Source organism: Luteibacter sp. 1214 (assembly GCF_031455395.1).
GTDB classification, from domain to species: domain Bacteria; phylum Pseudomonadota; class Gammaproteobacteria; order Xanthomonadales; family Rhodanobacteraceae; genus Luteibacter; species Luteibacter mycovicinus.
This window is the reverse complement of sequence record NZ_JAVDSQ010000001.1, coordinates 928070-951819: the sequence shown is the minus strand read 5'-3', so window position 1 is coordinate 951819 and position 23750 is coordinate 928070. Positions and strand designations below refer to the sequence as shown.

General features: G+C 64.3%; 22 protein-coding genes. 8 read left to right on the top strand and 14 right to left on the bottom strand.

Annotation, left to right across the window (positions count from 1 at the left end; translation table 11 throughout):
* Positions 1 to 44 precede the first annotated feature (44 nt).
* The 4 genes from nth to J2X57_RS03885 all read right to left on the bottom strand — a co-directional run bounded on the left by nth (position 45) and on the right by J2X57_RS03885 (position 3980).
* Positions 45 to 659, bottom strand: coding sequence for an endonuclease III (gene nth, locus J2X57_RS03900; protein ID WP_156108850.1), 615 nt, complete (start codon positions 657 to 659; stop codon positions 45 to 47).
* 20 nt (positions 660 to 679) lie between these two features.
* Positions 680 to 1288 (bottom strand): RnfABCDGE type electron transport complex subunit B, encoded by a 609-nt coding sequence (locus tag J2X57_RS03895; RefSeq protein ID WP_036114155.1) that lies wholly within the window; start codon positions 1286 to 1288, stop codon positions 680 to 682.
* Positions 1289 to 1312: 24 nt separating this feature from the next.
* The gene (gene metG / locus J2X57_RS03890) at positions 1313 to 3427 is read right to left on the bottom strand and encodes a methionine--tRNA ligase (RefSeq protein WP_309863978.1); all 2115 of its coding nucleotides are present in this window, start codon (positions 3425 to 3427) and stop codon (positions 1313 to 1315) included.
* Between the two features lie 106 nt (positions 3428 to 3533).
* On the bottom strand, positions 3534 to 3980 hold the full coding sequence (locus J2X57_RS03885) for a DUF2147 domain-containing protein (RefSeq protein WP_309863974.1): 447 nt from the start codon (positions 3978 to 3980) through the stop codon (positions 3534 to 3536).
* Between the two features lie 184 nt (positions 3981 to 4164).
* Between J2X57_RS03885 and apbC the strand changes: the two genes are divergently transcribed.
* From apbC to J2X57_RS03870, 3 genes are all read left to right on the top strand, one after another.
* Positions 4165 to 5250, top strand: coding sequence for an iron-sulfur cluster carrier protein ApbC (gene apbC / locus J2X57_RS03880; RefSeq protein WP_309863971.1), 1086 nt, complete (start codon positions 4165 to 4167; stop codon positions 5248 to 5250).
* Positions 5251 to 5309: 59 nt separating this feature from the next.
* Positions 5310 to 5876: a dCTP deaminase gene (gene dcd / locus J2X57_RS03875; RefSeq protein ID WP_036114141.1), complete on the top strand. Its 567-nt coding sequence runs from the start codon at positions 5310 to 5312 to the stop codon at positions 5874 to 5876.
* A gap of 85 nt (positions 5877 to 5961) precedes the next feature.
* Positions 5962 to 6453, top strand: a complete 492-nt coding sequence (locus tag J2X57_RS03870; RefSeq protein WP_036114138.1) for a hypothetical protein — start codon at positions 5962 to 5964, stop codon at positions 6451 to 6453.
* A gap of 130 nt (positions 6454 to 6583) precedes the next feature.
* Here J2X57_RS03870 and J2X57_RS03865 read toward each other — a convergent pair whose 3' ends face one another.
* From J2X57_RS03865 to J2X57_RS03850, 4 genes are all read right to left on the bottom strand, one after another.
* Positions 6584 to 7000, bottom strand: a complete 417-nt coding sequence (locus J2X57_RS03865) for an HIT family protein (protein ID WP_309863963.1) — start codon at positions 6998 to 7000, stop codon at positions 6584 to 6586.
* Positions 6997 to 7668, bottom strand: a complete 672-nt coding sequence (locus tag J2X57_RS03860) for a dienelactone hydrolase family protein (protein ID WP_043693328.1) — start codon at positions 7666 to 7668, stop codon at positions 6997 to 6999. Before J2X57_RS03860 ends, J2X57_RS03865 begins: the two co-directional genes overlap by 4 nt.
* Positions 7669 to 7773: 105 nt before the next feature.
* A complete protein-coding gene (locus tag J2X57_RS03855; protein ID WP_309863959.1) occupies positions 7774 to 8616 on the bottom strand; it encodes a hypothetical protein in 843 nt (280 codons plus the stop codon).
* A 143-nt stretch (positions 8617 to 8759) separates the two neighbouring features.
* Entirely contained in the window at positions 8760 to 9218 is a 459-nt protein-coding gene (locus tag J2X57_RS03850) for a hypothetical protein (RefSeq protein WP_309863957.1), read from the bottom strand.
* A 436-nt stretch (positions 9219 to 9654) separates the two neighbouring features.
* On the opposite strand from J2X57_RS03850, the gene J2X57_RS03845 reads away from it, so the two are divergent.
* The 3 genes from J2X57_RS03845 (at position 9655) to J2X57_RS03835 (ending at position 12836) form a co-directional block, all read left to right on the top strand.
* Positions 9655 to 10590, top strand: coding sequence for an acyltransferase (locus J2X57_RS03845; protein WP_309863954.1), 936 nt, complete (start codon positions 9655 to 9657; stop codon positions 10588 to 10590).
* 135 nt (positions 10591 to 10725) lie between these two features.
* The gene (rimO, locus tag J2X57_RS03840; RefSeq protein ID WP_309863951.1) at positions 10726 to 12042 is read left to right on the top strand and encodes a 30S ribosomal protein S12 methylthiotransferase RimO; all 1317 of its coding nucleotides are present in this window, start codon (positions 10726 to 10728) and stop codon (positions 12040 to 12042) included.
* 5 nt (positions 12043 to 12047) lie between these two features.
* A complete protein-coding gene (locus tag J2X57_RS03835) occupies positions 12048 to 12836 on the top strand; it encodes a DUF3025 domain-containing protein (RefSeq protein ID WP_036114120.1) in 789 nt (262 codons plus the stop codon).
* 10 nt (positions 12837 to 12846) lie between these two features.
* On the opposite strand, the gene J2X57_RS03830 is transcribed toward J2X57_RS03835, so the two are convergent.
* Positions 12847 to 13482, bottom strand: coding sequence for a response regulator (locus J2X57_RS03830; RefSeq protein ID WP_036114118.1), 636 nt, complete (start codon positions 13480 to 13482; stop codon positions 12847 to 12849).
* A gap of 135 nt (positions 13483 to 13617) precedes the next feature.
* On the opposite strand from J2X57_RS03830, the gene J2X57_RS03825 reads away from it, so the two are divergent.
* Positions 13618 to 17184, top strand: a complete 3567-nt coding sequence (locus J2X57_RS03825) for a transporter substrate-binding domain-containing protein (protein WP_309863946.1) — start codon at positions 13618 to 13620, stop codon at positions 17182 to 17184.
* Positions 17185 to 17252: 68 nt separating this feature from the next.
* Here J2X57_RS03825 and greB read toward each other — a convergent pair whose 3' ends face one another.
* From greB to J2X57_RS03810, 3 genes are read right to left on the bottom strand one after another with little or no spacing between them, the layout of a single operon-like run.
* Entirely contained in the window at positions 17253 to 17753 is a 501-nt protein-coding gene (gene greB / locus J2X57_RS03820; RefSeq protein ID WP_036114111.1) for a transcription elongation factor GreB, read from the bottom strand.
* Positions 17750 to 19012, bottom strand: a complete 1263-nt coding sequence (locus J2X57_RS03815) for a hypothetical protein (RefSeq protein ID WP_309863941.1) — start codon at positions 19010 to 19012, stop codon at positions 17750 to 17752. Before J2X57_RS03815 ends, greB begins: the two co-directional genes overlap by 4 nt.
* A gap of 2 nt (positions 19013 to 19014) precedes the next feature.
* A complete protein-coding gene (locus J2X57_RS03810; protein WP_309863939.1) occupies positions 19015 to 20535 on the bottom strand; it encodes a helicase HerA-like domain-containing protein in 1521 nt (506 codons plus the stop codon).
* A 136-nt stretch (positions 20536 to 20671) separates the two neighbouring features.
* Here J2X57_RS03810 and J2X57_RS03805 point away from each other — a divergent pair, with 136 nt between their 5' ends.
* On the top strand, positions 20672 to 22207 hold the full coding sequence (locus tag J2X57_RS03805; protein ID WP_309863937.1) for a transglycosylase SLT domain-containing protein: 1536 nt from the start codon (positions 20672 to 20674) through the stop codon (positions 22205 to 22207).
* A 15-nt stretch (positions 22208 to 22222) separates the two neighbouring features.
* On the opposite strand, the gene J2X57_RS03800 is transcribed toward J2X57_RS03805, so the two are convergent.
* A complete protein-coding gene (locus J2X57_RS03800; protein ID WP_309863935.1) occupies positions 22223 to 22666 on the bottom strand; it encodes a hypothetical protein in 444 nt (147 codons plus the stop codon).
* Positions 22667 to 22795: 129 nt separating this feature from the next.
* Positions 22796 to 23650 carry an archaetidylserine decarboxylase gene (gene asd / locus J2X57_RS03795; RefSeq protein ID WP_036114101.1) on the bottom strand — a complete coding sequence of 285 codons (855 nt, stop codon included), beginning with the start codon at positions 23648 to 23650 and terminating at the stop codon, positions 22796 to 22798.
* Between the last annotated feature and the right edge of the window lie 100 nt (positions 23651 to 23750).

Below are 23750 nucleotides of genomic sequence, written 5' to 3'. Positions count from 1 at the left end.
CGCGCCTCGCACGCGACATTCCCTCGCGAAGAAGAAAAGCCGGCTCAGGCCGGCTTTGTCTTCTGTTTATAAGCGCACAGGTCGATGATCGCGCAGTTCGGACACTCCGGCTTACGCGCCTTACAAACATAACGCCCGTGCAGGATCAGCCAGTGATGCGCATCCTGGATGAACTCTTTCGGGATGACCTTCTCGAGCTTGTCTTCAACCTTGCGTACATCCGGTCCGGGTGCCAGCCCCGTGCGGTTGGCCACCCGAAAAATGTGCGTGTCGACGGCAATCGTCGGCTGGCCGAACGCCGTGTTGAGCACCACATTGGCGGTCTTGCGACCGACGCCCGGCAGTTCTTCGAGCGCCTCGCGTGACTGCGGTACTTCGCCGTCGTAACGATCCACGAGAATCCGGCTCATGGCGATCAGGTTCTTCGCCTTGTTGTTGTAGAGCCCGATCGTGCTGATGTACGTCTTGAGTTTTTCGAGCCCCAGGTCGAGGATCTTCTGTGCCGTGTTGGCGACAGGAAACAGCTTGCGCGTCGCCTTGTTCACGCCGACGTCGGTGGCCTGTGCGGACAGCGCCACGGCGGAAAGCAACTCGAACGGCGTGGTGTATTCGAGTTCGGTTTTCGGATGCGGATCCAGCTCGCGCAGGCGGCTGAACATCTCGACCACGTTGGCTTTTTTCACGGAGTGTCCTTCTTCCGCAGCCTCGCGCGGGCGAGCGCTTCGAGGACCGCGTTGCGTGCGGTGGGCGCGGCGACCACGGCCTTGTTCGCTTCGAGCTGGCGTTCGCGCTCGGCACGCTCCTGAGCAAGACGTGCCTCACGGCGCTGGAAATGACGTCGCGCCGCGTCGGCGTGCTCGCGGTCGTCCGCCTGTGCCAGCGGCATCGGATCGAGCCGGATGCAGTCGACGGGGCAGGCGGGTACGCAGAGTTCGCAGCCGGTGCACAGATCGCTGACCACGGTGTGCATCACTTTGGATGCACCGAGGATCGCATCGACCGGGCACACCTGGATGCACTTGGTGCAGCCGATACAATCGGCTTCGACGATGCGCGCGAGCGTGCGCGGCTTCTCCACGCCATGCGTCGGATCGAGCGGCACCACGGGACGATCGAGCAGGGCGGCCAGACGGGCGATGCCGATGGCACCACCCGGCGGGCAGCGATCGATGCCCGCTTCATCGGCGGCGATCGCCTCCGCGTAGGGGCGGCAGCCATGGAAACCGCACTGCTCGCACTGGGTCTGCGGCAGGAGCGTGTCGATGCGGTCGGCGAGCGTTGGCGTCATGGCTGGCGCGTTGCCGGGTCGTGTTTAGCGGACGGTGGCGCCCGGCGCCGCACCCTGGTCGGCGTCGAGGAGGAACAGGTCCGCACCGCCGTCACCGGCGGACAGGATCATGCCCTCGGACAGACCGAAGCGCATCTTGCGCGGCGCGAGGTTGGCGATGAAGACCACGTTGCGGCCGACGAGCTTCTCCGGCTCGCCATACGCGGCGCGGATGCCCGAGAAGATCTGGCGCGTGCCGAGCGTGCCGGCATCCAGTTCGAAGCGGAGCAGCTTGTCCGAGCCTTCGACAAACTCGCAGACGGTCACCTTGCCGATACGCAGGTCGAGCCTGGCGAAGTCGTCGATGGAAATGGTGGCGGCGGTATCGGTGGAGGCGGTAGCGGTGGCGTCGGTCATGGGCTTCGGAGCTTCTTTGGGTTTCTTGGCGGGCCTGGCTTCCGCGGCGGCTTCGCGAGCCTGCTCAGCGGGAGTCAGCGATTCTTTCGAGGCGTCGACCATGGCGGCGATCTTCTTCGGATCGAGACGTCCGAACAGCGGCGAGAACGCATTGACGGTGTGGCCGAACAGCTCGCGGCGTGCGTCGGCGAACGTCGCGATCGGCGCGCCGAGGAATGCCTCAGCGGCGGCGACGGTGGTCGGCACGATGGGCTTGAGCAGGCCGGACAGCAGGCGGAACGCGTTGATCGCGAACGAGCAGGCCTGCTGCAGTTCGTCGCGGCGCGCCTCGTCCCTGGCGATCACCCAGGGTGCCTTGGCTGCGATGTAGCCGTTGACCGCATCGGACATCGACACAAACCGGCGCGTCGCTTCGGCATATTCGTCGGCTTCGTAGACGGCTTCGATGCCTTCGTACTGTGCCAGGAGGTCCTTCCACAGTGCGGTCGCCTCGTCGTCGAAGCGATCGGACAGCTTGCCGGCGAAATGCGTGTGCAGGAAGCCCGCCGTACGGCTGGCGATGTTCGCCCACTTGCCGACCAGATGCGAGTTGACGCGTTCCTCGAACGACTTGAGGTCAAGGTCGACGTCGATCGGCTGCGGGCCAAGCATGGTGGCGAAGTAGTAGCGCAGGGCTTCCGGGTCGAGGCCGGAGTCCAGGAACGTGCGCGCCTGAATGAAGGTGCCGCGCGACTTGGACATCTTCGCGCCGTTGACCGTCAGGTAACCGTTGGTATGCAGCGCGGTTGGCACGCGCATACCCGCGCCGTGCAGCATCGCCGGCCAGAAAAGGCCATGGAAGTTGATGATGTCCTTGCCGACGAAGTGGTGCATTTCGGCGGTGCTGTCTGCACGCAGGAAGTCGTCGAAGACGATGCCCTTGCGCTCGCACAGTGCCTTGAACGAGGCGAGGTAACCCGCCGGTGCGTCGAGCCACACGTAGAAGAACTTGCCCGGCGCGTCGGGGATCGGAAATCCGAAATACGGCGCATCGCGCGAGATGTCCCAGTCACGCAGGCCGCCGTCGATCCATTCCGCCAGCTTGGCGACGACGCTGCTGTTGGCGGTGGGCTTACCGTCGGTGTACTTGCCCGCGAACCAGTCGCGCAGCAGCTGCTCGAACTTGCCGAGCTCGAAGAAGTAATGCTCGGAGTCACGCAGCACGGGGGTAGCGCCCGACATCACCGAGTACGGGTTGATCAGATCGGTCGGTGCGTAGGTGGCGCCGCAGTTCTCGCAGTTGTCGCCGTACTGGTCTGGCGTGCCGCAGTTGGGGCAGGTGCCCTTGATGTAGCGGTCCGGCAGGAACATGTCACGCGTGGGGTCATACAGCTGCTGGATGTCGCGGCGGGCGATATACCCGGCATCACGCAGGCGCACGTAGATGTCCGTCGCGATTTCCCGGTTTTCCGGGGAATGCGTCGTGTGGTACTGGTCGTAGCTGAAGTGGAAGTCGGTGAAATCCGCTTCGTGCGACGCGCGGATACCCGCGATGTATTCCTCAGGCGTCAGCCCGACCTTCTCGGCGGCCAGCATGATCGGCGTGCCGTGGGCGTCCTCACCGGCGACATACCAGACCTCGTTGCCCTGCATTCGCTGCGCCCGCGCCCAGATGTCGGCTTCGATGTAGCCGAGCATATGGCCCAGATGAAGCGGGCCGTTGGCGTAGGGTAGAGCGTTGGTAACCAGGATGCGGCGGGCCATGAGGATCGCGGTCTGCTTTGGGACCGGGGATTATGGCATGCGAAGGGGGCGACGGGCCCCTGGCCCCCGCCCCCGTAGGAGCGCGCCTTGCGCGCGATGTCTTTGATTATTCCGCCCGCACCCATTCCTGGCTGCGACCGATCAGCGAAAATCCGATATACCCGTGCACATCGAGCTTCTTGCCGCCGTCCTCGAGCTTCAGGGTCACCTTGTAGATCTTGCCCTTGGCCGGGTCGAGGATCTGACCGCCGGACCACTCGTCGCCGTCCTTCTTCAGGCCCCACATGATGGTCATGCCTTCGATGGGCTTGTTGTTGCGCTCCCCATCGCACTCGGAGCAGACCGGGTGAGGACCGTGGTCGGATTTGAGCACCTCCACGACCTTGCCTTCCAGCAGACCGCCGTGCTCGGTGATCTCGACGATCGACTTCACTTCGTGGGTCTTGTCGTCGATGGTCTTCCACTTGCCGACCGGGGTATCCGTGGCGGCGAAGGCGGGGAGGGCGCTCGCGACGAGGGCGAGGGCAGCGACGGTGCGGATCAGGGACTTCATAGGATGGCGGTGCTCCCCATACGGTAAGGTACGGCCGGAGCCTGACGAGCGGCGGCAGCCCCGTCAAGCTGCATCGCGCCACGAGGCAAGGCTGCGGCCCCCGGGCCCCGCGCAAACGTGCGGGCCCGGTCGAGGCACGCTAGCTGGCATAATGGGCGATCTTCGATTTTGCTCAACTCTCCTCATGACCCAGCCCAGCGAATCCCTCGTCCGCGGTGTCCTCGACCGCGTTATCGACCCGCACTCGGGACAGCCGTTCGGCGCCGCCGTGCGTGCGGTGGGCGTCGATGGCGACCGTGTCTCCGTCGACATCCAGCTCGGTTACCCCGCCGTGGGCTATGTCGCACAAGCGGCGGAGCAGGCCCGCCAGGCCCTCGAGGCCGAGCCGGGCATCGCCTCGGCCGCCGTGTCGGTCACCTGGCGCGTGCATCCCCACAAGGTGCAGGGCCAGCTGTCTCCCATGGCTGGGGTGAAGAACATCATCGCCGTCGCGTCGGGCAAGGGCGGGGTAGGCAAATCCACGGTGTCAGTGAACCTGGCGCTGGCGCTGGTGGCCGAAGGCGCCCGGGTCGGCATCCTGGACGCCGATATCTACGGCCCCAGCCAGCCGCGCATGCTCGGATTGTCAGGAAAACCGGTTTCTCCTGACGGCAAAAGCATCGAGCCGATGCTCGCCCATGGCCTGCAGGCGATGTCCATCGGCGTACTGATCGACGAGGACACCCCCATGATCTGGCGTGGTCCCATGGTCACCCAGGCGCTGATGCAGTTGCTGAACGACACGCGCTGGGACGACCTGGATTACCTCATCATCGACCTGCCGCCGGGAACCGGCGACATCCAGCTGACCCTCTCGCAGAAGGTGCCGGTCTCCGGTGCCGTCATCGTCACCACGCCGCAGGACATCGCGCTGCTCGACGCGCGCAAGGCGCTGGGCATGTTCCGCAAGGTGGAGGTGCCGGTGCTCGGCGTCATCGAGAACATGGCGACGCACATCTGCACGAACTGCGGTCACGAGGAGCACATCTTCGGCCACGGCGGCGGCGCACGGATGGCGGAAGAAGCCGGTATCGCCTATCTGGGCGATCTGCCGCTCGACATCCGCATCCGTCAGCAGTCGGACGACGGCAAGCCCACCGTGGCGGCGATCCCGGAATCCGATCTGGCCGGGCGTTATCGCGCCATCGCGCGTTCCACGGCGGCGAAACTGTCCCTGCAGGCCCGTAACAAGGCGATCTCTTTCCCCAAGATCGTCATCCAGAACACCTGAAAGTAGCGTCTTCGACGACGTTCCTATACCTTTCCGGCTCCAGCGAGGGAGACAAGTACGTGAGCATCAAGTCCGACAAGTGGATCCGCCGCATGGCCGAGCAGCACGGCATGATCGAGCCGTTCGCGCCCGGTCAGGTCAAGGAGCGCGACGGTCACCGGCTGGTCTCGTATGGCACCTCGAGCTACGGCTACGACGTCCGTTGCGCCGATGAGTTCAAGGTGTTCACCAACATCAACTCGACCATCGTCGATCCGAAGGCGTTCGACGAGCGCAGCTTCGTCGACGTCAAATCCGACGTCTGCATCATTCCGCCGAATTCCTTCGCGCTGGCGCGCACGGTCGAGTACTTCCGCATTCCGCGTCAGGTCCTGACCATCTGCCTCGGCAAGAGCACCTACGCCCGCTGCGGCATCATCGTCAACGTGACGCCGCTCGAGCCGGAGTGGGAAGGCCACGTCACCCTCGAGTTCTCGAACACGACGCCGCTGCCCGCAAAGATTTACGCCAACGAGGGCGTCGCCCAGATGCTCTTCCTCGAATCCGACGAGGAGTGTGAGGTGTCCTACGCCGATCGCGGCGGCAAGTACCAGGGCCAGCGCGGCGTCACCCTGCCGAGTACCTGAACGGCCTTCCGGTCGCATCCGCGCCCGATAGGGGCGCGGGGTAAACTTCCCACTTTCACGAAACGCCGATCCACGGAGACACCGCATGATCCGAGTTCCCAACCTCCTGTCCCGCGCCGCCGCGGCGATGCTCCTCGCCAGCATGCTGGTGCTCGCCGGTTGCCACAGCGGTGCCACGAAGAACGACCCCGTCGCCAAAGAGCAGGGCCAGTTCGACGTCACGATCAAGGCCTATAAGAGCGGCCAGTTCGTCGTGGACAACGCGGTGCTTTCCGCCGCCGATACCGGCAGCCATTTCGCCTACCTGAAAGACCAGGGCAAGCTGCCGAAGACGGTCCTGCTGATCCCGAGCGACGACTCCAAGATCCGCGACATCCATCTTGGCTTCATGGCCCGCATGCAGCTGGACTATGGCTTTGCCGTGTATTACGACAAGAAGGGCGAGCTCACCCGCCTGAACGCCGTGGAAGAAAAGGCACGCCAGCTCGAGGACACCCCGCAGAAGGCCGCGTTGCCGGACCGCATGCAGGGTAAGGAAGCCTCCAGCGGCGCCTACGACCCGCAGACGCAGCAGTAAGCCCTCAGGTCTTCTGCTCGAAAAAAGCCCGGAGGCTCGCGCCTCCGGGCTTTTTTGTTCTTGCTGGCGCCGTCTCGGCTGTCCCCGGCTCTTGTAGGAGCCAGCCCTGCTGGCGATGGGTGGTGCGGCATCAGCTCAGGCCGAGCAGTTCCCGCAACGCCTCGACCCGCTTCTCCGCCTCACCGTCCGCATAGGGCTCCGCCTTGCCAAACCCCCATACCGGCCCCGGCCACGCCGCATCGCCCTCGGTTCTGGCGACAACGTGGACGTGGAGCTGGCGCACGATGTTCCCGAGCGCCCCGATATTGAGCTTGTCGCACGGTGCCACGGCACGAAGTGCGCTCCCGGCGAGGCCGGCCTCCTGCCAGAGTAGGGCGCGTTCCTCGTCGGGAAGATCCGAAACCTCGACCAGCCCCGCTCTCCGCGGCACCAGCACCAGCCACGCATAGCGCGCGTCCCGCATCAGCAGGACGCGGCTGAGAGGGAGGTCGCCGACGACGAGGGTGTCACCGGCGAGCCGCGGATCGAGGTCGAACGCCTCGCTCATGCCAGTTCGCGGGCGAAGAAGGCGAGGGTGCGTTCCCAGGCCAGCTTTGCGCTCGGCTCGTCGTAGCTGGCGCGTGCGTCGCAATTGAAGCCATGGTCGGCCGGGTAGACCCAGGTATCCATTTCCGGTTTCAGCTCACGGTGCTTCTCGACCATCTCGGGCGGGATGGAGTGGTCGCGCTCGCCGAAATGGAAGATCACGTTGGCCTTGGCCGGTTCGCTCAGGAAGGGTACGTTGCGCGAGCCGTAGTAGCTGGACGAGGGCAAGCCGAGACGCAGGGCCGCCAGCGCCGCGACGGTACCGCCCCAGCAGTAGCCCACCGTGCCGACCTTGACCTTGTACTGGTCGGCGATCAGCTTCGCGGCGATGCCCACATCCTGCATCGGGCGCAGAAGACCCAACTCGCCGATGAGCTTGACGCCCTTCTGCATACCGTCCTGATCGTAGCCAAGCTCGACATCCTTCTCGACCGGGTCGAACAGCGCCGGCGCGATGGCGACGTAGCCTTCGGCCGCGAAACGGTCCGCCACGCTGCGGATATGGGCGTTGACGCCGAAGATCTCCTGGATCACCACGACGCCACCCTTCGGGGTGCCGGTCGGCTCGGCGAGGTAGGCGTCCATGCTTTCGTGCGGGCGTGAGGTGTCGAGGATCAGGGTACGGCCCATGGGGCGAATCTCCGGAGATGGTAGGAATACCCGTAAGGGTAACCCGGCCGCATGTCGGCGGGATGTGCGTGAAGGCCTGTCCGGTACCTCCGTGCCAATGCTCGCTTAGCGGGCAGCTTTCCACCGGGCGGCGGACTGGTAGAAGTCCTTCATGCCCTTGGCGGGTGGCCAGCCTTCCACTTTTGCCACGACCTTTCCGTTATTGAGGAAATAAAACGTCGGGGTGGCCCAGGCATCGAACATGGGCCAGTCTTCTCTCTGGTCCATGAAAGCTAATGGGGCAGCCGGGTGATCCTCATTCCACTTGTTTATCTCTGGAAGGTTGAGGCGCGGTCCAGGAGGTGCGAGCCAGACGGCGCCTTTGAATATCGAACTCAACGCGGGTTCTTCCGAAATTGCCTTGATCGCGTTGACGGAGAAGTGGCACAACGGATGCGCGATAACGACCAGTACCCTTCCTTTCAGGTTAACCGGCTGATAGGTCAGGGAGTCGTCCTGAGACGTCGGCACCAGTCTGCTCGGCTTGCGAACGGGCGACCTGCCGATGATGGTAGGTGCCTTCTCCATGTTCAGATCCGGATACTTCGTCTTTATCTCATTCGCGCGATCGAACATTCGGGTGGCGACAAAGATATCGTGCATCTTGACGAAGTCTTTACCGGAAACGATACCCCGTTGCTCTAGCGCATGGAGATAAGCTTCGACTTCGGACGTGAGCCGCCGGTCCATCGCAAAAAAGGCGGCGAGATACGACGCGCTGAACGCGGATCGAAGCTCATCATCCGACATCGACGGTAGCGTGGCCGCGCTGTAGGGGAACAGGCGGTCGTACTCAGCGACGATCAGGTGGTTGCGCTGATCCTCAGGCGTTTGATCGACTATGCGTGCGTGCTCGTAATTTTCCAGTGCCCGAAGTCGTACTGCGGGCGTTTCCTGGGCGAAAGCCATTACGCCTGTGGCACTTCCACATAGGGCAATGATCGTTAGCAGGCTTAGTGCGTACTTGCGCGCTGGCAATGCTGAATCTCCATCGAGGCGGAGGTCGAATTCAGGCTTCCGGGCGTGCACTGCGCGCCCGGAAGCCTTTGGAGTCAGCAGCTATGCATGCAGATAGCGTTCGGCTCAACAATGCAGGTGTGCGGGCGACCACAGCCATACCCTTCGTAATCCGTGTCGCCGTCGCCGCCCCCTGAGTCGCATGAGTCAATGCCGGGGCCACACGGGCGATTTATTGCCTGAGGCTTCATGATGAGCGAATCGGTGCTGGTTTGAACCATCGCTCCAGGAATAAGCCGGGTGGTCGCCTGTGCGCCGAACAAGCTCAGGATATCGTAGATTTGCGACGCTGTTAGCTCAGTCTCGAGAGCCTGATAATTGTAGCTGCCCAGTGCTTTGTCGCCGAAATGCAGGCTTGCCAGAAACCTCGCCTTACCTTCTGGACTTAATTGGTTTAACGGAGAAGAAGGTTGTTCGGTGATCAGATATCTTTGTAAGTCCGCATCGGACTTGATAGGCGCCCGCGCCTCGTCAATTTCGCGCTGCGGCGTCACTGTCTGTTGAGAGGCAGGTTCACTGGATTATTGTCATCGTAAGAAAATGCGATCCCCGAGCTAAGCATCATGATACTTAGCGCGACGCTGGCAAGGGCGTGATTACATTTCGTAGTCATTTAGCATCCATGTCGTATCGGCCTAAAGCAGGTCACTAGATGTGAGGCTTGAAGAGCGCGAGAGATCAAGGCGGGCCGCAGAACACCCGATGCGCGCAATCTCGACCCTGATGCTATAAGCGCATCGTCAACCGATGATGCCCATATTCGGCAGTAAGTTTTTGCGTTCCATATCCTGCGCGCTGATACGCAATATCGCAGCTTGCGGCTGCTCGTCGGCACAGTCATTCTCCCTGACCGACTCATACGTCGGCTCACAGGTAACGCGTCGTTAACCAAGCTCGGCATATTGAGTGTTCGCAGCGGGGGACGAGGATATGACCAATGGACAGCGCAACAATTTTGACGCGCTAAGGTTGTCAGGCGCCTTCCTCGTGCTGATCAGCCATCAGTTCGCTCTGTCCGGACGCGTGGAGCCAATGTTCCTGGGGGATCATTCGTTCGGTAACCTCGGCGTGCTCATTTTTTTCTCAATCAGCGGCTATCTGGTCACATCCAGCTGGTTGAAAGACCCTAGCATTCTGCGCTTTACCGCTCGTCGTGCCCTTCGGATGGTGCCGGCTCTTTGCATATCAATTCCGCTGACGTTTGCAGTGATAGCTGCGCTTGGACTGACGGGATTTCCTGAGAACCCAAAGCACCTCCCCAACGGATCACTCTGGACCATTCCGTACGAGGTCTATTGTTATGGACTACTTATCGTTGCCGGAACCGCAACGCGACGTCCTTCCATCGTGTTGGTCGTGGGAATTTTTGGGTATTTCGCGCTTTCAGGTCTTCAGTCCGGAGAGAGTTTCCTCGCGGACTTCGGGCTCTTCTTCGCTGCAGGAAGTCTGTTGCGGGCCTGTCCGTACCTCCGCAAACCCCTGCCGACCCTGTCATCCCTGGTCATCGGCTACGCACTCATCCGCATTGATCAGACCAATCTTGGGCTCGCCTTCGTCGTTCCGTCACTGACAATTGCGATCGGCGTGCGGTCATGGGCTGGTCTGCGAAACATTTCAAAAGTCGGAGATCTCTCCTATGGCATTTATATATACGCATGGCCCGTGCAGCAGATAGGAGTTGCACTTTGGGGGCGGGAAACGCCTTACCTTGAACTGCTGTCCATCACCGTGCCCGTAACCGTTGCTCTGGCCGCTGCCTCGTGGCACCTCATCGAAAAGAAGGCCCTACGCTTCAAGCCGGGTCGGCCATTTGGAAATAGCGCGCCAGGCAGGGCACGCGTCGTTTCGGAAGCGGACCTTCATTAAGCTTTACACCGAGGTGTTGATTCAGGAGATTCGGGCCGCCACAAAGCCTTGGGGCGAGACGTGAAGGGCCCCCCGGCCGCATGCCCGCCAACCCGCTATAATGCCCGGCTTCCTATACCCCCGGTACCCACGGCAATGTCCCAGGCCGCTCCCAAAGTCGGTTTCGTCAGCCTCGGCTGTCCGAAAGCCCTCGTCGACTCCGAACGCATCCTCACCCAGCTGAAGGTCGAAGGCTACGAGATCGTGCCCAGCTACGGCGAGGCCGACGCGGTCGTCGTCAACACCTGCGGCTTCATCGATTCGGCCGTTCAGGAATCGCTCGATGCCATCGGTGAGGCGCTTCACGAGAATGGCAAGGTAATCGTCACCGGTTGCCTGGGTAAGCGTTCGGAGCTGATCCGTGAGAGCTACCCCGACGTCCTGTCCATCTCGGGCCCGCAGGACTACGTCAGCGTGATGAGCGCGGTGCATCAGGCCATTCCGCCGACGCGGAACAAGTTCCTCGATCTGGTGCCCGACACCGGCGTGAAGCTGACGCCCAAGCATTACGCGTACCTGAAGATTTCCGAGGGCTGCAATCACCGTTGCAGCTTCTGCATCATCCCGTCGATGCGTGGCGACCTCGTCAGCCGCCCGGTCGACCAGGTGCTGATGGAAGCCGAGAAGCTGGCCCGCGGCGGCGTGAAGGAGTTGCTGGTGATCTCGCAGGACACCAGCGCCTATGGCGTCGACGTGCGCTACGCCGAGCGCGCATGGCGTGGCAAGTCGTACCGTACGCGGATGACCGAGCTGTGCGAGGGCCTGTCCGAACTGGGCATCTGGACCCGGCTGCACTACGTCTACCCGTATCCGCACGTCGACGAAATCATGCCGCTGATGGCGGACGGCAAGATCCTTCCGTACCTCGACATCCCGTTCCAGCACGCCAGCCCGCGCATCCTCAAGCTGATGAAGCGCCCGGGTAACGTCGACAAGACACTGGAGCGCGTGCAGAACTGGCGTCGTCAGGTGCCCGATCTCACCATCCGCAGCACGTTCATCGTGGGCTTCCCCGGCGAGACCGATCAGGAGTTCCAGGAACTGCTCGGCTTCCTGCGTGAGGCCGAACTCGATCGCGTGGGCGCGTTTGCGTATTCGCCGGTCGACGGCGCCAGGGCCAATGATCTGCCGGGTCAGATCGACGAAGAACTCAAGGAAGACCGCCTCGAGCAGTTCATGGCGGTGCAGGCCGAGATTTCCGCCGCCAAGCTGCAGCGCAAGGTGGGCAGGACGATCAAGGTGCTGGTGGACGAAATCGATACCGATGGCGCCTGGGGGCGTTCCAGCGCCGATGCGCCGGAAATCGACGGTGCCGTGCGTATCGACGACGGCCAGCTGCTGAAGCCTGGCCAGTTCGTTGACGTCGTCGTCGAAGAAGCCGACGCCCACGACCTCTACGGTCGTCTGGCTTAAGTCCCATGCGTTACGTGGCACCGACGCGGCATTCGCTCGATCGGAGCGTGTTCGCGTCGCCGCCGCTTTCCGCCTGGGGCGATTACACGTCGCTCCTCGACGGCGATACGTGGCCCGGTACCGCGCCGCTGAACGCCTTGCTCCCGCCCGGTTCCGACGTGCGCTTCGCCACGCAGGACAAGGCCCTGCTCGACGACGGACTGCACTACGAAGAGCGCATCGCCCGCAAAGGCGCGATAGCCACGCGTGCCGAGAACTGGCACGACCTGTTCAACGCGCTCATCTGGCTGCGCTACCCGGCGCTGAAACGTGCACTCAACGCGCGCCAGATGGATGAGATCGCGCGCATGGGACCGCGGGAGCGCTCACGTCCGCAGTGCGCGCTGACGCATTTCGACGAGGCGGGGATGATCGTTTCGCTGCGCGATCCGGCCATGCTGCGCGCCTGGGATGCACACGACTGGTCGACGCTGTTCTGGACGCATCGCGAGGCCTGGCTGCGCGGCGAAGCGAGCGTCGAGGTGTTCGGCCATGCGCTGCTCGAGCATGCCCTGACGCCGGAGAAGCTGCTGGTGGGGAAGGCGTTGGTCGTCATGGACGGGCGCGATGCGCGTGCCGTCTGCGCCGAGGCGATTCACAGCGGTGCCGTTCTCAACGATCCGCAGGAACTTCGGCCGTTGCCGGTGTCCGGCGTGCCGGGCTGGCACGCGGATACGGGGGAGGCGTCGTTCTACACCACGGCGCCGTGTTTCCAGCCGCTGCGCGCGGGGCGGGTCTACCCGCCACCGCTTTAGCGAAAAGCGCTCAGCTCAGTCCGTGATCCCGCACGTAGTCGCCGAGCAGGCTGTCGTGATCGACGCCCAGCTTGCGCATGGCATCCCGCTTCTGGCGGCTGATCGTCTTGACCGACTTGCCTTCGCGGTCGGCGATCTGCTGAAGCGACATGCCGTTGACGAAGGCGCGGATGACTTCCGTCTCGCGGGGTGACAACGGCGCACCCGGCATGGCGACCGAACTCTCGTCGGCCTCGTTGAGGATGTCGAGCAGGGTTTCGCTGAGGTAGGTTTCGCCGTCGGAGACCGCACGTGCGGCCGTGGCCAGCTCGTCCATCGGGGCACGTTTGTCGACGATGCCGCGTGCGCCGCGTGAGAGCATCGACTGAAGAGCGGCGGGGCGGTTGATCATGGTCAGGACGATCAGCGCGATATGCGGATAATCCTTGGCGATCGCTTCGAGAAGGGGGAATCCGTCGTCCTGCCGATCGCTCGGCATGAGAAAATCCGTAATTACGACGTCACATTCGCGGTCGGCGAGCATGGCCAGAAGTTCGTCGGCCGCCTTCGCCGCACCGACCACTTCGATATGCGCATTCTCGAGCGCAAGCCGCCCGCCAACGAGAACGAGGGGGTGATCGTCTGCCAGAATGACCTTGAGTGGCATGCCTTGCGTTCTCCTGAATACGTTGCGACACATTGAGCTTCGAACCGATTATGCCCAGAAGGTTACCTTGACGAAGCCTCCCACGTGATCCGACGCCTGCTCCCGTTAATTTTGTTTGTGCTTGCCAGTGTGGCGATGGCCACCCCGGACGTGCCGTTGCGTCCGGAGGATGCCGAATGGCTCCGCCACCACCCCGTACTCACGGTCGGCGCCTACCCGGAGGGCTATCCCCCCTTCGAGGAGCTTCGTGACGGTGAACTGGAAGGTCTGGGCCCGGACTACCTGCGCGAGATCGCCGCGGAGCTCGGCGTCACGTTGCAGACCCGCGAATACCCGAGCTGGCCGGCGCTCCTGGCGGGCCTGGCCAAGGGCGAGATCGATGTCGCCACGTCGGTCACGCCGTTGGAACAGGGCATGCCCGGCATTCGTGTGGGTGCGACCTACTTCGAATCGCTCCCGGCGGTGGTGGAGCGGGTGGACGCGCCCATCGTGCACCGTCCCGGCGATCTGGTCGGCAAGCGCCTGGCCGTCCATACCGGCTACTTCGACATTTCGGCCTTGCGTCGCGAGCTGCCTGAGACGACTCTGGTCGAGACCGCCTCGACGGCCGAGGCGCTGGAGCGCGTGCGCAGCGGTGACGTCAACGCGTACCTGGACAACCCGTATTCGGCACGCGAGTTCGTCTCGCGCCTGCGGCTGGATCATGAGCTTCGCGTCGGGGCACCGCTGGCGCTGCCGATCAGCGCGCTGGCCTTCGCTGTGCCTGCCGAGCGTGCTCCGCTGGGGCGGGCGCTGGACCACGCCCTGGGTGAGCTCACCGCCGCGGATCACGGCCGCCTGCGCGCGCGCTGGGTGGGTCGGGATATCGCGCCGCGGCCGAGGGAGGCCGGTATCCCTCTCAGTGAAAAGGAGAAGAACTGGCTGCAGGCGCTGCCGCCTCTGCGTCTGGGGGTGGACCCCAGCTATGCGCCTTTCAGCCTGATCACGGGGCAGGGTGAGGCGGAGGGCCTTTCGCTGGATTACGTGCGCGAGATCGCGGCCGAACTGGGTATCCGCGTCACTCAGGTGCCCAGCGAGAACTGGGCGGGCACGGTCGAGCGGGTGCATCGGGGCGATGTCGACCTCGTCGCGGCCATCAATCCGCAGAGTGCGACGGCGCCGTTCCTCGAACCGAGCGTGCCTTACCTCGACTTTCCGATCATGATCGTGACGCGCGAGGGCTCGCCCACAGTGGCTGGCCGCGACGATCTGGTCGGTAAACGCGTTCTGGGTAATACCACGCGCGAGCCGATCCGGCGGCTGCTCTCGCGCATTTCCGGCGTGCAGATCGTCTCCGTCGATACCGAGGCGGACGGCCTGCGCCGCCTCGCGGCCGGTGAGGGGGATGCGTTCGTTGGCAATCTGGCCTCGGTCGATTACCTCATCCGCGAAAATTTCCTCGGCCAGCTGAAGGTGGCCGCTCCCACCGGCGACAACGAAGCGATCGCCATCGGTGTGCGGCGTGAACTCGCGCCGCTGGTTCCGCTGGTCAACCGTGTGCTGGTCAACCTGTCGACGCACCGGCAGCAGGAGATCCGCAACACCTGGTTCGCCTCCCACTACGTGGTGGGACCGACATGGCGTGAAATCGCGGGACGTGTGCTGCCCTTCGTCGCGGTGTTGCTGGCTTCGCTGATCGCGATCAGCTATGCGTACCTCAATCTGCGTCGCGAGACGCGCCGACGCGAACGCACCGAGCGGCGTCTCGCCGAGGTCACGGCGCATGTGCCCGCGGTGGTCTACGAGGCGGTCCGCGGCGTCGACGGCGCTTATGCGATGGCGTATGTCGGCGGCGATCCGCAAAGCATTCTCGGCATGGAGCCGGGCGAGCTGCTCGCCGGCGGCGAAACCATGCTGGCGCCCGTGCCGGACGAGGATCGCGAAGCGCTGCGCGAAGCGTTCGAACGATCCGCCCGCGAACTCACGCCGCTGCACGTCACCGTTCGCGCCCAGGTCGGCGGGCGCACGCGCTATCTCAGCTCCGATGCGGTGCCGCTGGCCGCGGCAGACGGCAGCGTGCGATGGAACGGCTACTGGGTCGACGTGACCGCGCAGGAACTGGCCGCGCGCGGCGTCGCCCATGCACGTGACGAAGCGGAAGCCGCGACCCGCGCGAAGAGCGATTTCCTCGCGACGATCAGCCACGAAATCCGCACCCCGATGAACGGCGTGATCGGCCTGCTCGACGTGCTCGAGCGTACGCCGCTGGATCGGGAGCAGCGCAAGATGGTGTCGACCATCGAGCATTCGGCGGAGGCCTTGCTCCACATCCTCGACGACGTGCTCGACTTCTCGAAGATCGAAGCCGGTCATCTGACGTTCGACCCGCGGCCGGCGGATCCACGCGCCATCGTGGAGGGCGCCGTCGCCATCATGGCGGCGCAGGCGGAGGCGAAAGGACTGCGCGTCGAAGTGACATTCGACGAGACCCTGGCGCCTGCGCTGATGGTCGACGACGGGCGCTTGCGTCAGGTCCTGCTCAACCTGCTGGGTAACGCGATCAAGTTTACGGCGCGTGGCGCCGTAAACGTGGCGTTACACGTCGACGAAGAACATGGCGCGCGCCAGCGCCTGCGCTTCGTGGTCAGCGACACCGGTATCGGCATTCATGCGGCCAAGCTTCGGCATGTCTTCGCCCCGTTCAGTCAGGCCGAGTCGTCGACGACCCGCCGCTTCGGCGGGACGGGCCTCGGCCTGGCGATTTCGCGGCGTCTCGTGGAACGCATGGGTGGGCACATCGCGATCGAGAGCGAACCGGGACGGGGCACCGTCGTTACGGTGACGCTCGAGCTGCCGGTCACCACGCTGCCGCTGTCGCAGGATACGGAGGTCGACGACAGGGCCACTGTCGCCGCCACCCCTCGCGACGCCCGCATCCTGCTGGCGGAAGATCATCCGGTGAACCAGGAGCTCGTCCGCGTGCAGCTGGCGCTTCGGGGTTACCGGTGCGATGTGGTCGACGACGGTGTCGCCGCGCTCGAGGCCCTCGACGTCGGCGACTACGATCTGTTGCTGGTCGATTGCCACATGCCCCGCATGGACGGCTATGCCGTGGCGCGCGAGGTGCGCCTGCGCGAGGCGGGTGGCACGCGGCGTCTGCCCATCGTCGCGATGACCGCCGATGCACGCTCGGATCAGCGGGAGATTTGCCTCGCGGCAGGCATGGACGACCTTCTTCGCAAGCCGATCCGGCTCGAGGCGTTTCATGAGACCGTGGCGCGCTGGCTTGGCGCGCGGGGTCGTGTCGACCTAGACGTCCATCTCGACGACACGCATGACGGCAACCACGCGATGGCGCCTTCGGTCAGCGTGCCCGACCTCGGAATCGACATGGATCGCATGCGCCGCGCGTTCGGTTCCGACGCCAACGTCGTCAGCGTGATTCAGGCGGGTGTGCATGCGACGCGGGATGCGCTGACGAGCCTCGATGTCGTAGCGGCTCGCGCGGATCGCGATGAGGTCGCGGGATGGATTCACCACGTGCTGGGCGGCGTGAACGTCTTCGGGCAATCCGAGGTGGGCGAACAGGGGGAGCGGATGGAGCTGGCGTTGCGGGAAGGCGGTGACGTCGACCGGGCCGCGTTGCGAGACTTCGCCGCGGGCGTCGGGCGTTTTGCCGATGGTTTGGAGGCGTTTGCCGGGCGGCTGGTGGCGGCTTCGTAGGGTCGCCGGCAGGACTGTCTCCCCGCCTGTCCCGGCTGGGTTTCCGCCTGTCTCACTCCCTGCCTGTCTCAGTCGTACGCCACCGCCAGAATCGCAAACCGCGTCCGTCCACCCGGCAGATCCGCCTCGAACTCATCATCCAGCCGCTTCTTGAGTACCGCGCGCGCCATGGGCGAATCGATACTGATCCACCCTTTGCGTGCATCGGTTTCATCCGGTCCCACGATGCGGTAACGCACCGTCTCGCCGGTTTCCACATTCTCGAGTTCCATCGTGGCGCCGAAGAAAACCGCATCGCGCTGAGAAGGCGCCGCTTCGACGACCTTGAGCACCGGAATGCGTTTGCTGAGATAGCGCGCGCGACGATCGATCTCGCCGAGTTGCTTCTTGCGGTACGTGTACTCCGCATTCTCGGACCGGTCGCCTTCGGCGGCAGCCGCGGCGAGTGCCTTGACCACTTCGGGACGTACCGTGTGCCACAGATGGTCGAGCTCCGCCTTGAGTCGCTCGAAGCCCTCGCGCGTGATGATCGCCGTCGACGACGGCGACGGCGGGCGCCAGCGGCTCATGGTGACACCCCGTATGTCGGGCTCAGCGTCGCCAGCAATGCTTCCAGGTCGGATCTCACGGGATGTTCCGGATAGTCGGCAAGCATCCGGCGGGCGAGCCGTGCCGATGACACGGGGTCGCCGAGACGGTCGTGCAGACGCGCCGCCAGCAGTCCGTAGCTGGGCGCGCCCATGTCACGTGGCCAGGTCGTCAGGTAGCCCTGCGCGAGGTGCAGCCCCAGCCGAACCATGCCGCCATGCGCGGCGACGTCCGCCAGCGGTCCGCACGTGCGGGGATCGTCAGGGAGAAAGGCGGGATCGACGTCGAGGCAGTCCTGAACCACGCCCAGGGCACGCCGGGTTTCCTGCCCGGCGATCAGCGCGGCGATCCAGATCTGCCCATGGACGAGCAGCTCGGGAAGCCGGTCCTGCGCACGTAGCAGTTCACGGTAGCGTGTATGCATCGGGACGGGTGCGAGGCCTTCTCTCAAGCGCTCCGTAAGAATGTCGGTGGCTCCGGGAATGTCGTCGCGCGCGATCAGGTTGACGTGCCGAAGCAGTGCGTCGTCGTCATCGGGTTCGGTAGCCTCGCGCAGCGCGATGGACGAAGGGAAATAGCCCAGCGTCTCGTGTTTGTGGTGAATCAGAGCGCCCATGAGATGAAAGTTGTAGATGGTCAGGTAATTGGCCACCGCGTAATAACCGAGCGTGCCGATGAAGGTCGGGCCGTGATCTTTCATGGCGTACTGCGCGCCCGCCTGGAGCAGGCTGGTCAGGATGACGATGGCGAACAGCAGCAGGTAGCTCGGACCGAAACGGCCGATGGCTGCGATCCAGTTAGCCGGGTTCAGCGCCGCGCCGACACCGTCGAAGGTGAGCGACATCGTGATCACCGGCAGGACGAAAGCGAACACCAGTGAGACGAGCAATCCGGGAATGCCAAGGAAAAACGGTGCCAGCACGGCCAGTGCGTTGCCGGTGAGCTGAATCAGGATCAGTGCGACGCCGGTGCTGTCCTCGGTGTTGAGCGCGAGCTCCGGCGGATCGGCGAAGCCATCCGCCGTGTGCCGGAGGCATTCGAACGCGTAGACGTAGATCGCCATCCAGCCGATGAAGATCACCAGCAGTTTCAGACCGGTCACCGGCAGGAACGAGAGCGCCTCCAGCAGCGTCACCGCGATCAGCGTCAGCCGGGCGCCGCTACCCAGGGGGTAGCGGAACCCGTCGATCGCACGCTGCGAAAACGGCGTGTCGGCGTCGGCGAGCGCGTGTCGCGGCATGCTCAGCGCTTTCCGCCGAAGATGCTGCCAAGAATGCCGCGCACGATCTGTTGACCCGCACGCGCTCCGGCCGCGCGCACCATCGACTTGGCCATCGTCTCGACCATACCCTGCCGCCGTCGGGTTCCGAAGACGGCGTCACGCACGGCGCCGCCCCAGCCCGCGTCGTCTTCGCCCGCCTTGCCAGCGGCGTCGCCGGTTTTACCCGCGGACTTCACCGACGGCGCATCGTCGGCGTTCTTCGCCGTGGCGCGCGCGGCGAGGCGTTCCTCGGCCGATTCCCGGTTGACCGACGTGTCGTATTTAGCGCCGACGGGCGAGCGCGCGCGAACGGTCGCGCGCTCGTCGTCGGTGATCGCGCCGATGCGGCATTCAGGCGTCGACACGAGGATCTTTTGCACGCGCGAGGGGATACCGCCATCACCGAGGGTCGATGCCAGGGCTTCGCCGGTGCCGAGCGTGCCGATGCTTTCGACCACATCGAGTTTCGGGTTTCGCGCGAACGTTTCGGCGGCGGCTTTCACCGCTTTCTGGTCGCGCGGGGTAAACGCGCGCAGCGCATGCTGTACGCGATTGCCCAACTGGCCGAGGATCTCGCCGGGTACGTCGTCGGGATTCTGGGAGCAGAAGTAGACGCCCACGCCCTTGGAACGGATCAGCCGCACCACCTGTTCGACACGCTGGCGCAGGGCGGCCGGTGCGTCGTCGAACAACAGGTGCGCTTCGTCGAAGAAAAACACCATCTTCGGCACGTCCAGATCGCCCACTTCAGGCAGCTGCTCGAACAGCTCCGACAACAGCCACAGCAGGAACGTCGAATACAGGCGCGGCTTGAGGATCAGGGTATCCGCCGCCAGCACGTTGATCACGCCACGGCCGCTCATGTCCTGACGCATCAGATCCGGCAACTCGAGCGCCGGTTCGCCGAAGAAGGCGTCGGCACCGTCCTGCTCCAGCTTCAGCAAGGATCGCTGGATGGCGGCGACGCTCTGCGGACTGATCAGGCCATAGCGCGACGAGATGTCCTTGGCGTGCCCGGAAGCGAAGCCCAGCATCGCGCGCAGGTCGGGCAGGTCGAGAAGCAGCAGGCCTTCATCGTCGGCGACCCGGAAAATCACCTCGAGGACGCCCTCCTGCGTGTCGTTCAGCTCCAGAATGCGGGAGAGCAGGGTCGGGCCCATCTCCGACACCGTGGCACGTACCGGGTGACCGGCCTTGCCGTAGATGTCCCAGAACACCACTGGATTGGCCTGCGGCTTCCAGGTCGTGAGACCGAGCCTGGTCAGGCGGGCGGTGAGCTTTTCCGACGGAGCGCCGGCGGCTTGTGAGAGGCCGGCGAGGTCGCCCTTGGCATCGGCCAGAAAACAGGGCACACCGAGGCGAGAAAAACCCTCCGCGAGCAGCATCAGGCTGACCGACTTTCCCGTACCCGTGGCCCCGGCGATCATGCCGTGGCGGTTGCCGTAGCGGGAGTCCAGTTCGACAGCGGCCTCGTCGTTGCGGCCAATCAGGATCGTGGGCATGGTTTCATCCTTAAGAATCTCCTGAACAAGTGTACGCAACGATATGCCGTTACGGAGAAAATTGACGCACGACCGCTTGAGTCCGGGCGGTCCGGCGGGTAACGTGGCCGCCACTGCCTGACCCTGAGTTTCGTACATGTCCTTTCGCGTGCCGCGTCCGCTTCTCCTGCTTCCCCTGGCGGTCCTCGCCGGTTGCGCTTCCAGCGGTACGCCCCGTCCGGGCAGGGCCACGCCCGAGGTCAATGCGTTGTACGACCGGATGAACCAGGCGAGCAAGGGTTACGAGAGCTCGATCGACCAGGCTCGCCGGGGCGATACCCCGCAGGCGGCGCAGACGCGCAAGCAGTCGCTCGACCAGCTCAAGGACGCGTCGGCCCGTTGCAGCCTGACCCCGGGTTGCGACCCGCAGCGGTTCGCCGCGGTGTTCGATCGTCTGCTGCGCCTGAAGGACGGCAGCTTCATCGAAGGCGAAGATGCGGACGATACGGAGCAGGGTGCCGAAGTTGGTGCGCAGCCGGGCGACGCGAATCTGCCGGGCTCCGTCGCGATCGGTTCGTTACCGGCGGCGCAGCGCGCCGTCACCATGCTCAAGGGTCAGCAGTTTTCCGACCTGATGGTGATGAACGGTCCGGTCAAGGCGGCGCTGGAGCTCTGGCTGACCCAGCTGCGTCCCAATCTGATGGACGCTTACGTCAATTACCAGATGATGCGCTACAAGATGTGGCCGGCCTACAAGAAGGCCGACCTGCCCGAGGCGCTGCTCTTCGGCATCATGGCCAAGGAGTCGGGCGGCAAGGTGCACGCGGTCTCGCGCTCCGGCGCATCCGGCCCCCTGCAGTTCATGTACGCCACCGGCTTGCGCTTCGGCCTGAGCAACTCGGACGGCTTCGACCAGCGCTTCGATCCGACGATGGCGGCGCAGGCCAATGCGGAATACATCGACGAGCAGCTGGCCGCCTTCAACAACAATCTCGAGCTGACCCTGGCCGCCTATAACGGCGGCGAGGGGCGCATGCGCCGCATCGCGGCGAGCAGTCCCGGCGCGGGCTTCTACGACCCGCAGATCTATGGCCAGATGTCGGCGGAAACGCGTGACTACGTCCCGATGGTGCTGGCCGCGGCATGGTTGTTCCTGCACCCTGACAGCTATCACCTGAAGTGGCCGAAGATCGACGGTGAGCCGGGCCAGATCACGTTGAAGCGCCCGGCCTCCCTGAGCGAACTGACGGTCTGCCTCGGCTCGACGCAGGACATGCCGGAAGGCTGGTTCCGCACGCTGCGCAACCTCAACCCCCGCCTCGATCCGCAGATCAGCCAGCCGGTGGGTATGCGACTCGAAGTACCCAAACAGCTCGAGAAGGCCTACGCCTCCAGCTGTGCCGACGGTCCGTGGCCCATCCTCGCGGCCGACCTGCACAATGCGGTGAAGATCATCGCTCCACCCCCGCCGGCCGCCACATCCGCCGCGCTGGCCGGTGGTTCGTCGTCGTCGACACCGTCGAAGTCATCGTCGTCGGCTTCGAAGAGCTACACGGTGCGCCGGGGCGACACGCTCGTCAGTATCGCTCGCAAGAGCAACTGCGCGGATGTCGAGGACATCGCGCGTATGAACGGCCTCAAAGGACATCAGCTGAAAGTGGGGCAGGCGCTGCGCGTACCGGTTTGCCGGTAGTTTTTCTGAAAAGAATCAGGCGACCGCGTGCGGTTCCATCCACGCGTCGGCGGCATCGCGCTTATCCGGTGCCGAGAGTTCCTTGATCTGACGCATCAGGCGAAGAATCTGCCGGTGCAGGTCTTCCATGCCAGGACGGCGGGAATCGAGGGTCTCGTGATACACCGAGGCGATCCACAGGGCGACGCCGCGTGTGGCGATCAGCGGATTTTCCGAGCGTGCCTTGCCCAGGCCGACATCCGGCCCGTGACCATAGGTGCTGTAGCGTTCTTCCGGCGGAGTGCCGTAGAGATGCGGGAAGTCACATGCCGCGGCCTGCTCCATCTCGCGCCTGACCAACTGCTGCAGGTCGGCGTGTGCCCGGACGGGAAGAGCAAGCACGACGCGCTCGATGTCGGCGAGCTGCCGCTTAAGGCGGATCTCGCGATTGACGGCAATGAGATGAGTGACAAGACGCATGGACGACTTCCCCTGGGCGGATGCTTCTTATGACCCCGGCGCTTCCCCCTAAGAGGCGCCGGAGCCACGGAGCATACGCTGACGTCGCGTCAATTTGAAGACATATTCGTCACATTGTGACGCGGTGGGTCAGTCGCGCGTGCCGGCGCCCACGTATTGGCCCAGACGCTGGCCGACGACGACCTGCTGCTGGGGCTGGAGGTCGTCGAAGCGGTAGCCCTCCGGCAGCAGGAGGATCACGGTCGAGCCCATGTTGAAGCGGGCCATCTCGCCGAAGCGATCGATGTGGACGCCTCTGCCGCGGCAGTCCTTGCGGATGATGTCCGCCGCGTACGGCGGGATAGCCATGCCGTCCCAGACCGTGGCGACGCTCGAGACCAGGATCGCTCCCACCATCACCGAGACGAAGGGGCCGTGTTCGCCGTCGAAATGGCAGACGAGGCGTTCGTTACGCGCGAACAGGCGAGGGATGTCGGCCACCGCGAACGGGGCGACGCTGAAGATGCGACCCGGCACGTGTGTCGTGCCGGTCAGAGTGCCCGACAGCGGCATGTGAACGCGGTGGTAGTCGCGCGGGGACAGGTAGATCGTCGCGAAGCTGCCGTTCCGGAAAGGGGCGGCGGCTTCGTCGCTGCCCAGCAGTTCGGCCGCCGTGTATTCCTGGCCCTTGGCCTGGAAGATCCGGCCGTCGCGAATCGGGCCGCACTGGCTGATACGTCCGTCAGCGGGACAAAGAATGGCCTGCGGATCGGGCGCGGCGGAGCGTGCGCCCGGCTTCAGCTTGCGCGTGAAAAACGCATTGAAATGCTGATACGCGAGCGGGTCGGGCTGCGCCGCCTGACTCATGTCGACGTCGTAGCGCTGGACGATCTCCCGGATCAGGAAATTTTTCCAGGGCGTCCATTCCCAGCGGGTCGCCCAGTAGACGATTCGCGAGAGAAAGCGGTGCGGGAGGATGTACTGCAGCAGGACCTTTGGCTTCATCGGGGAAGTATAGGCGAGGCCCGCGTTTCCCGCTGCTGCGGTAAAACTGTGCAAAAACTATGCGCATATTCGGCAAATAAATGCACGTTTTTTTCATGGC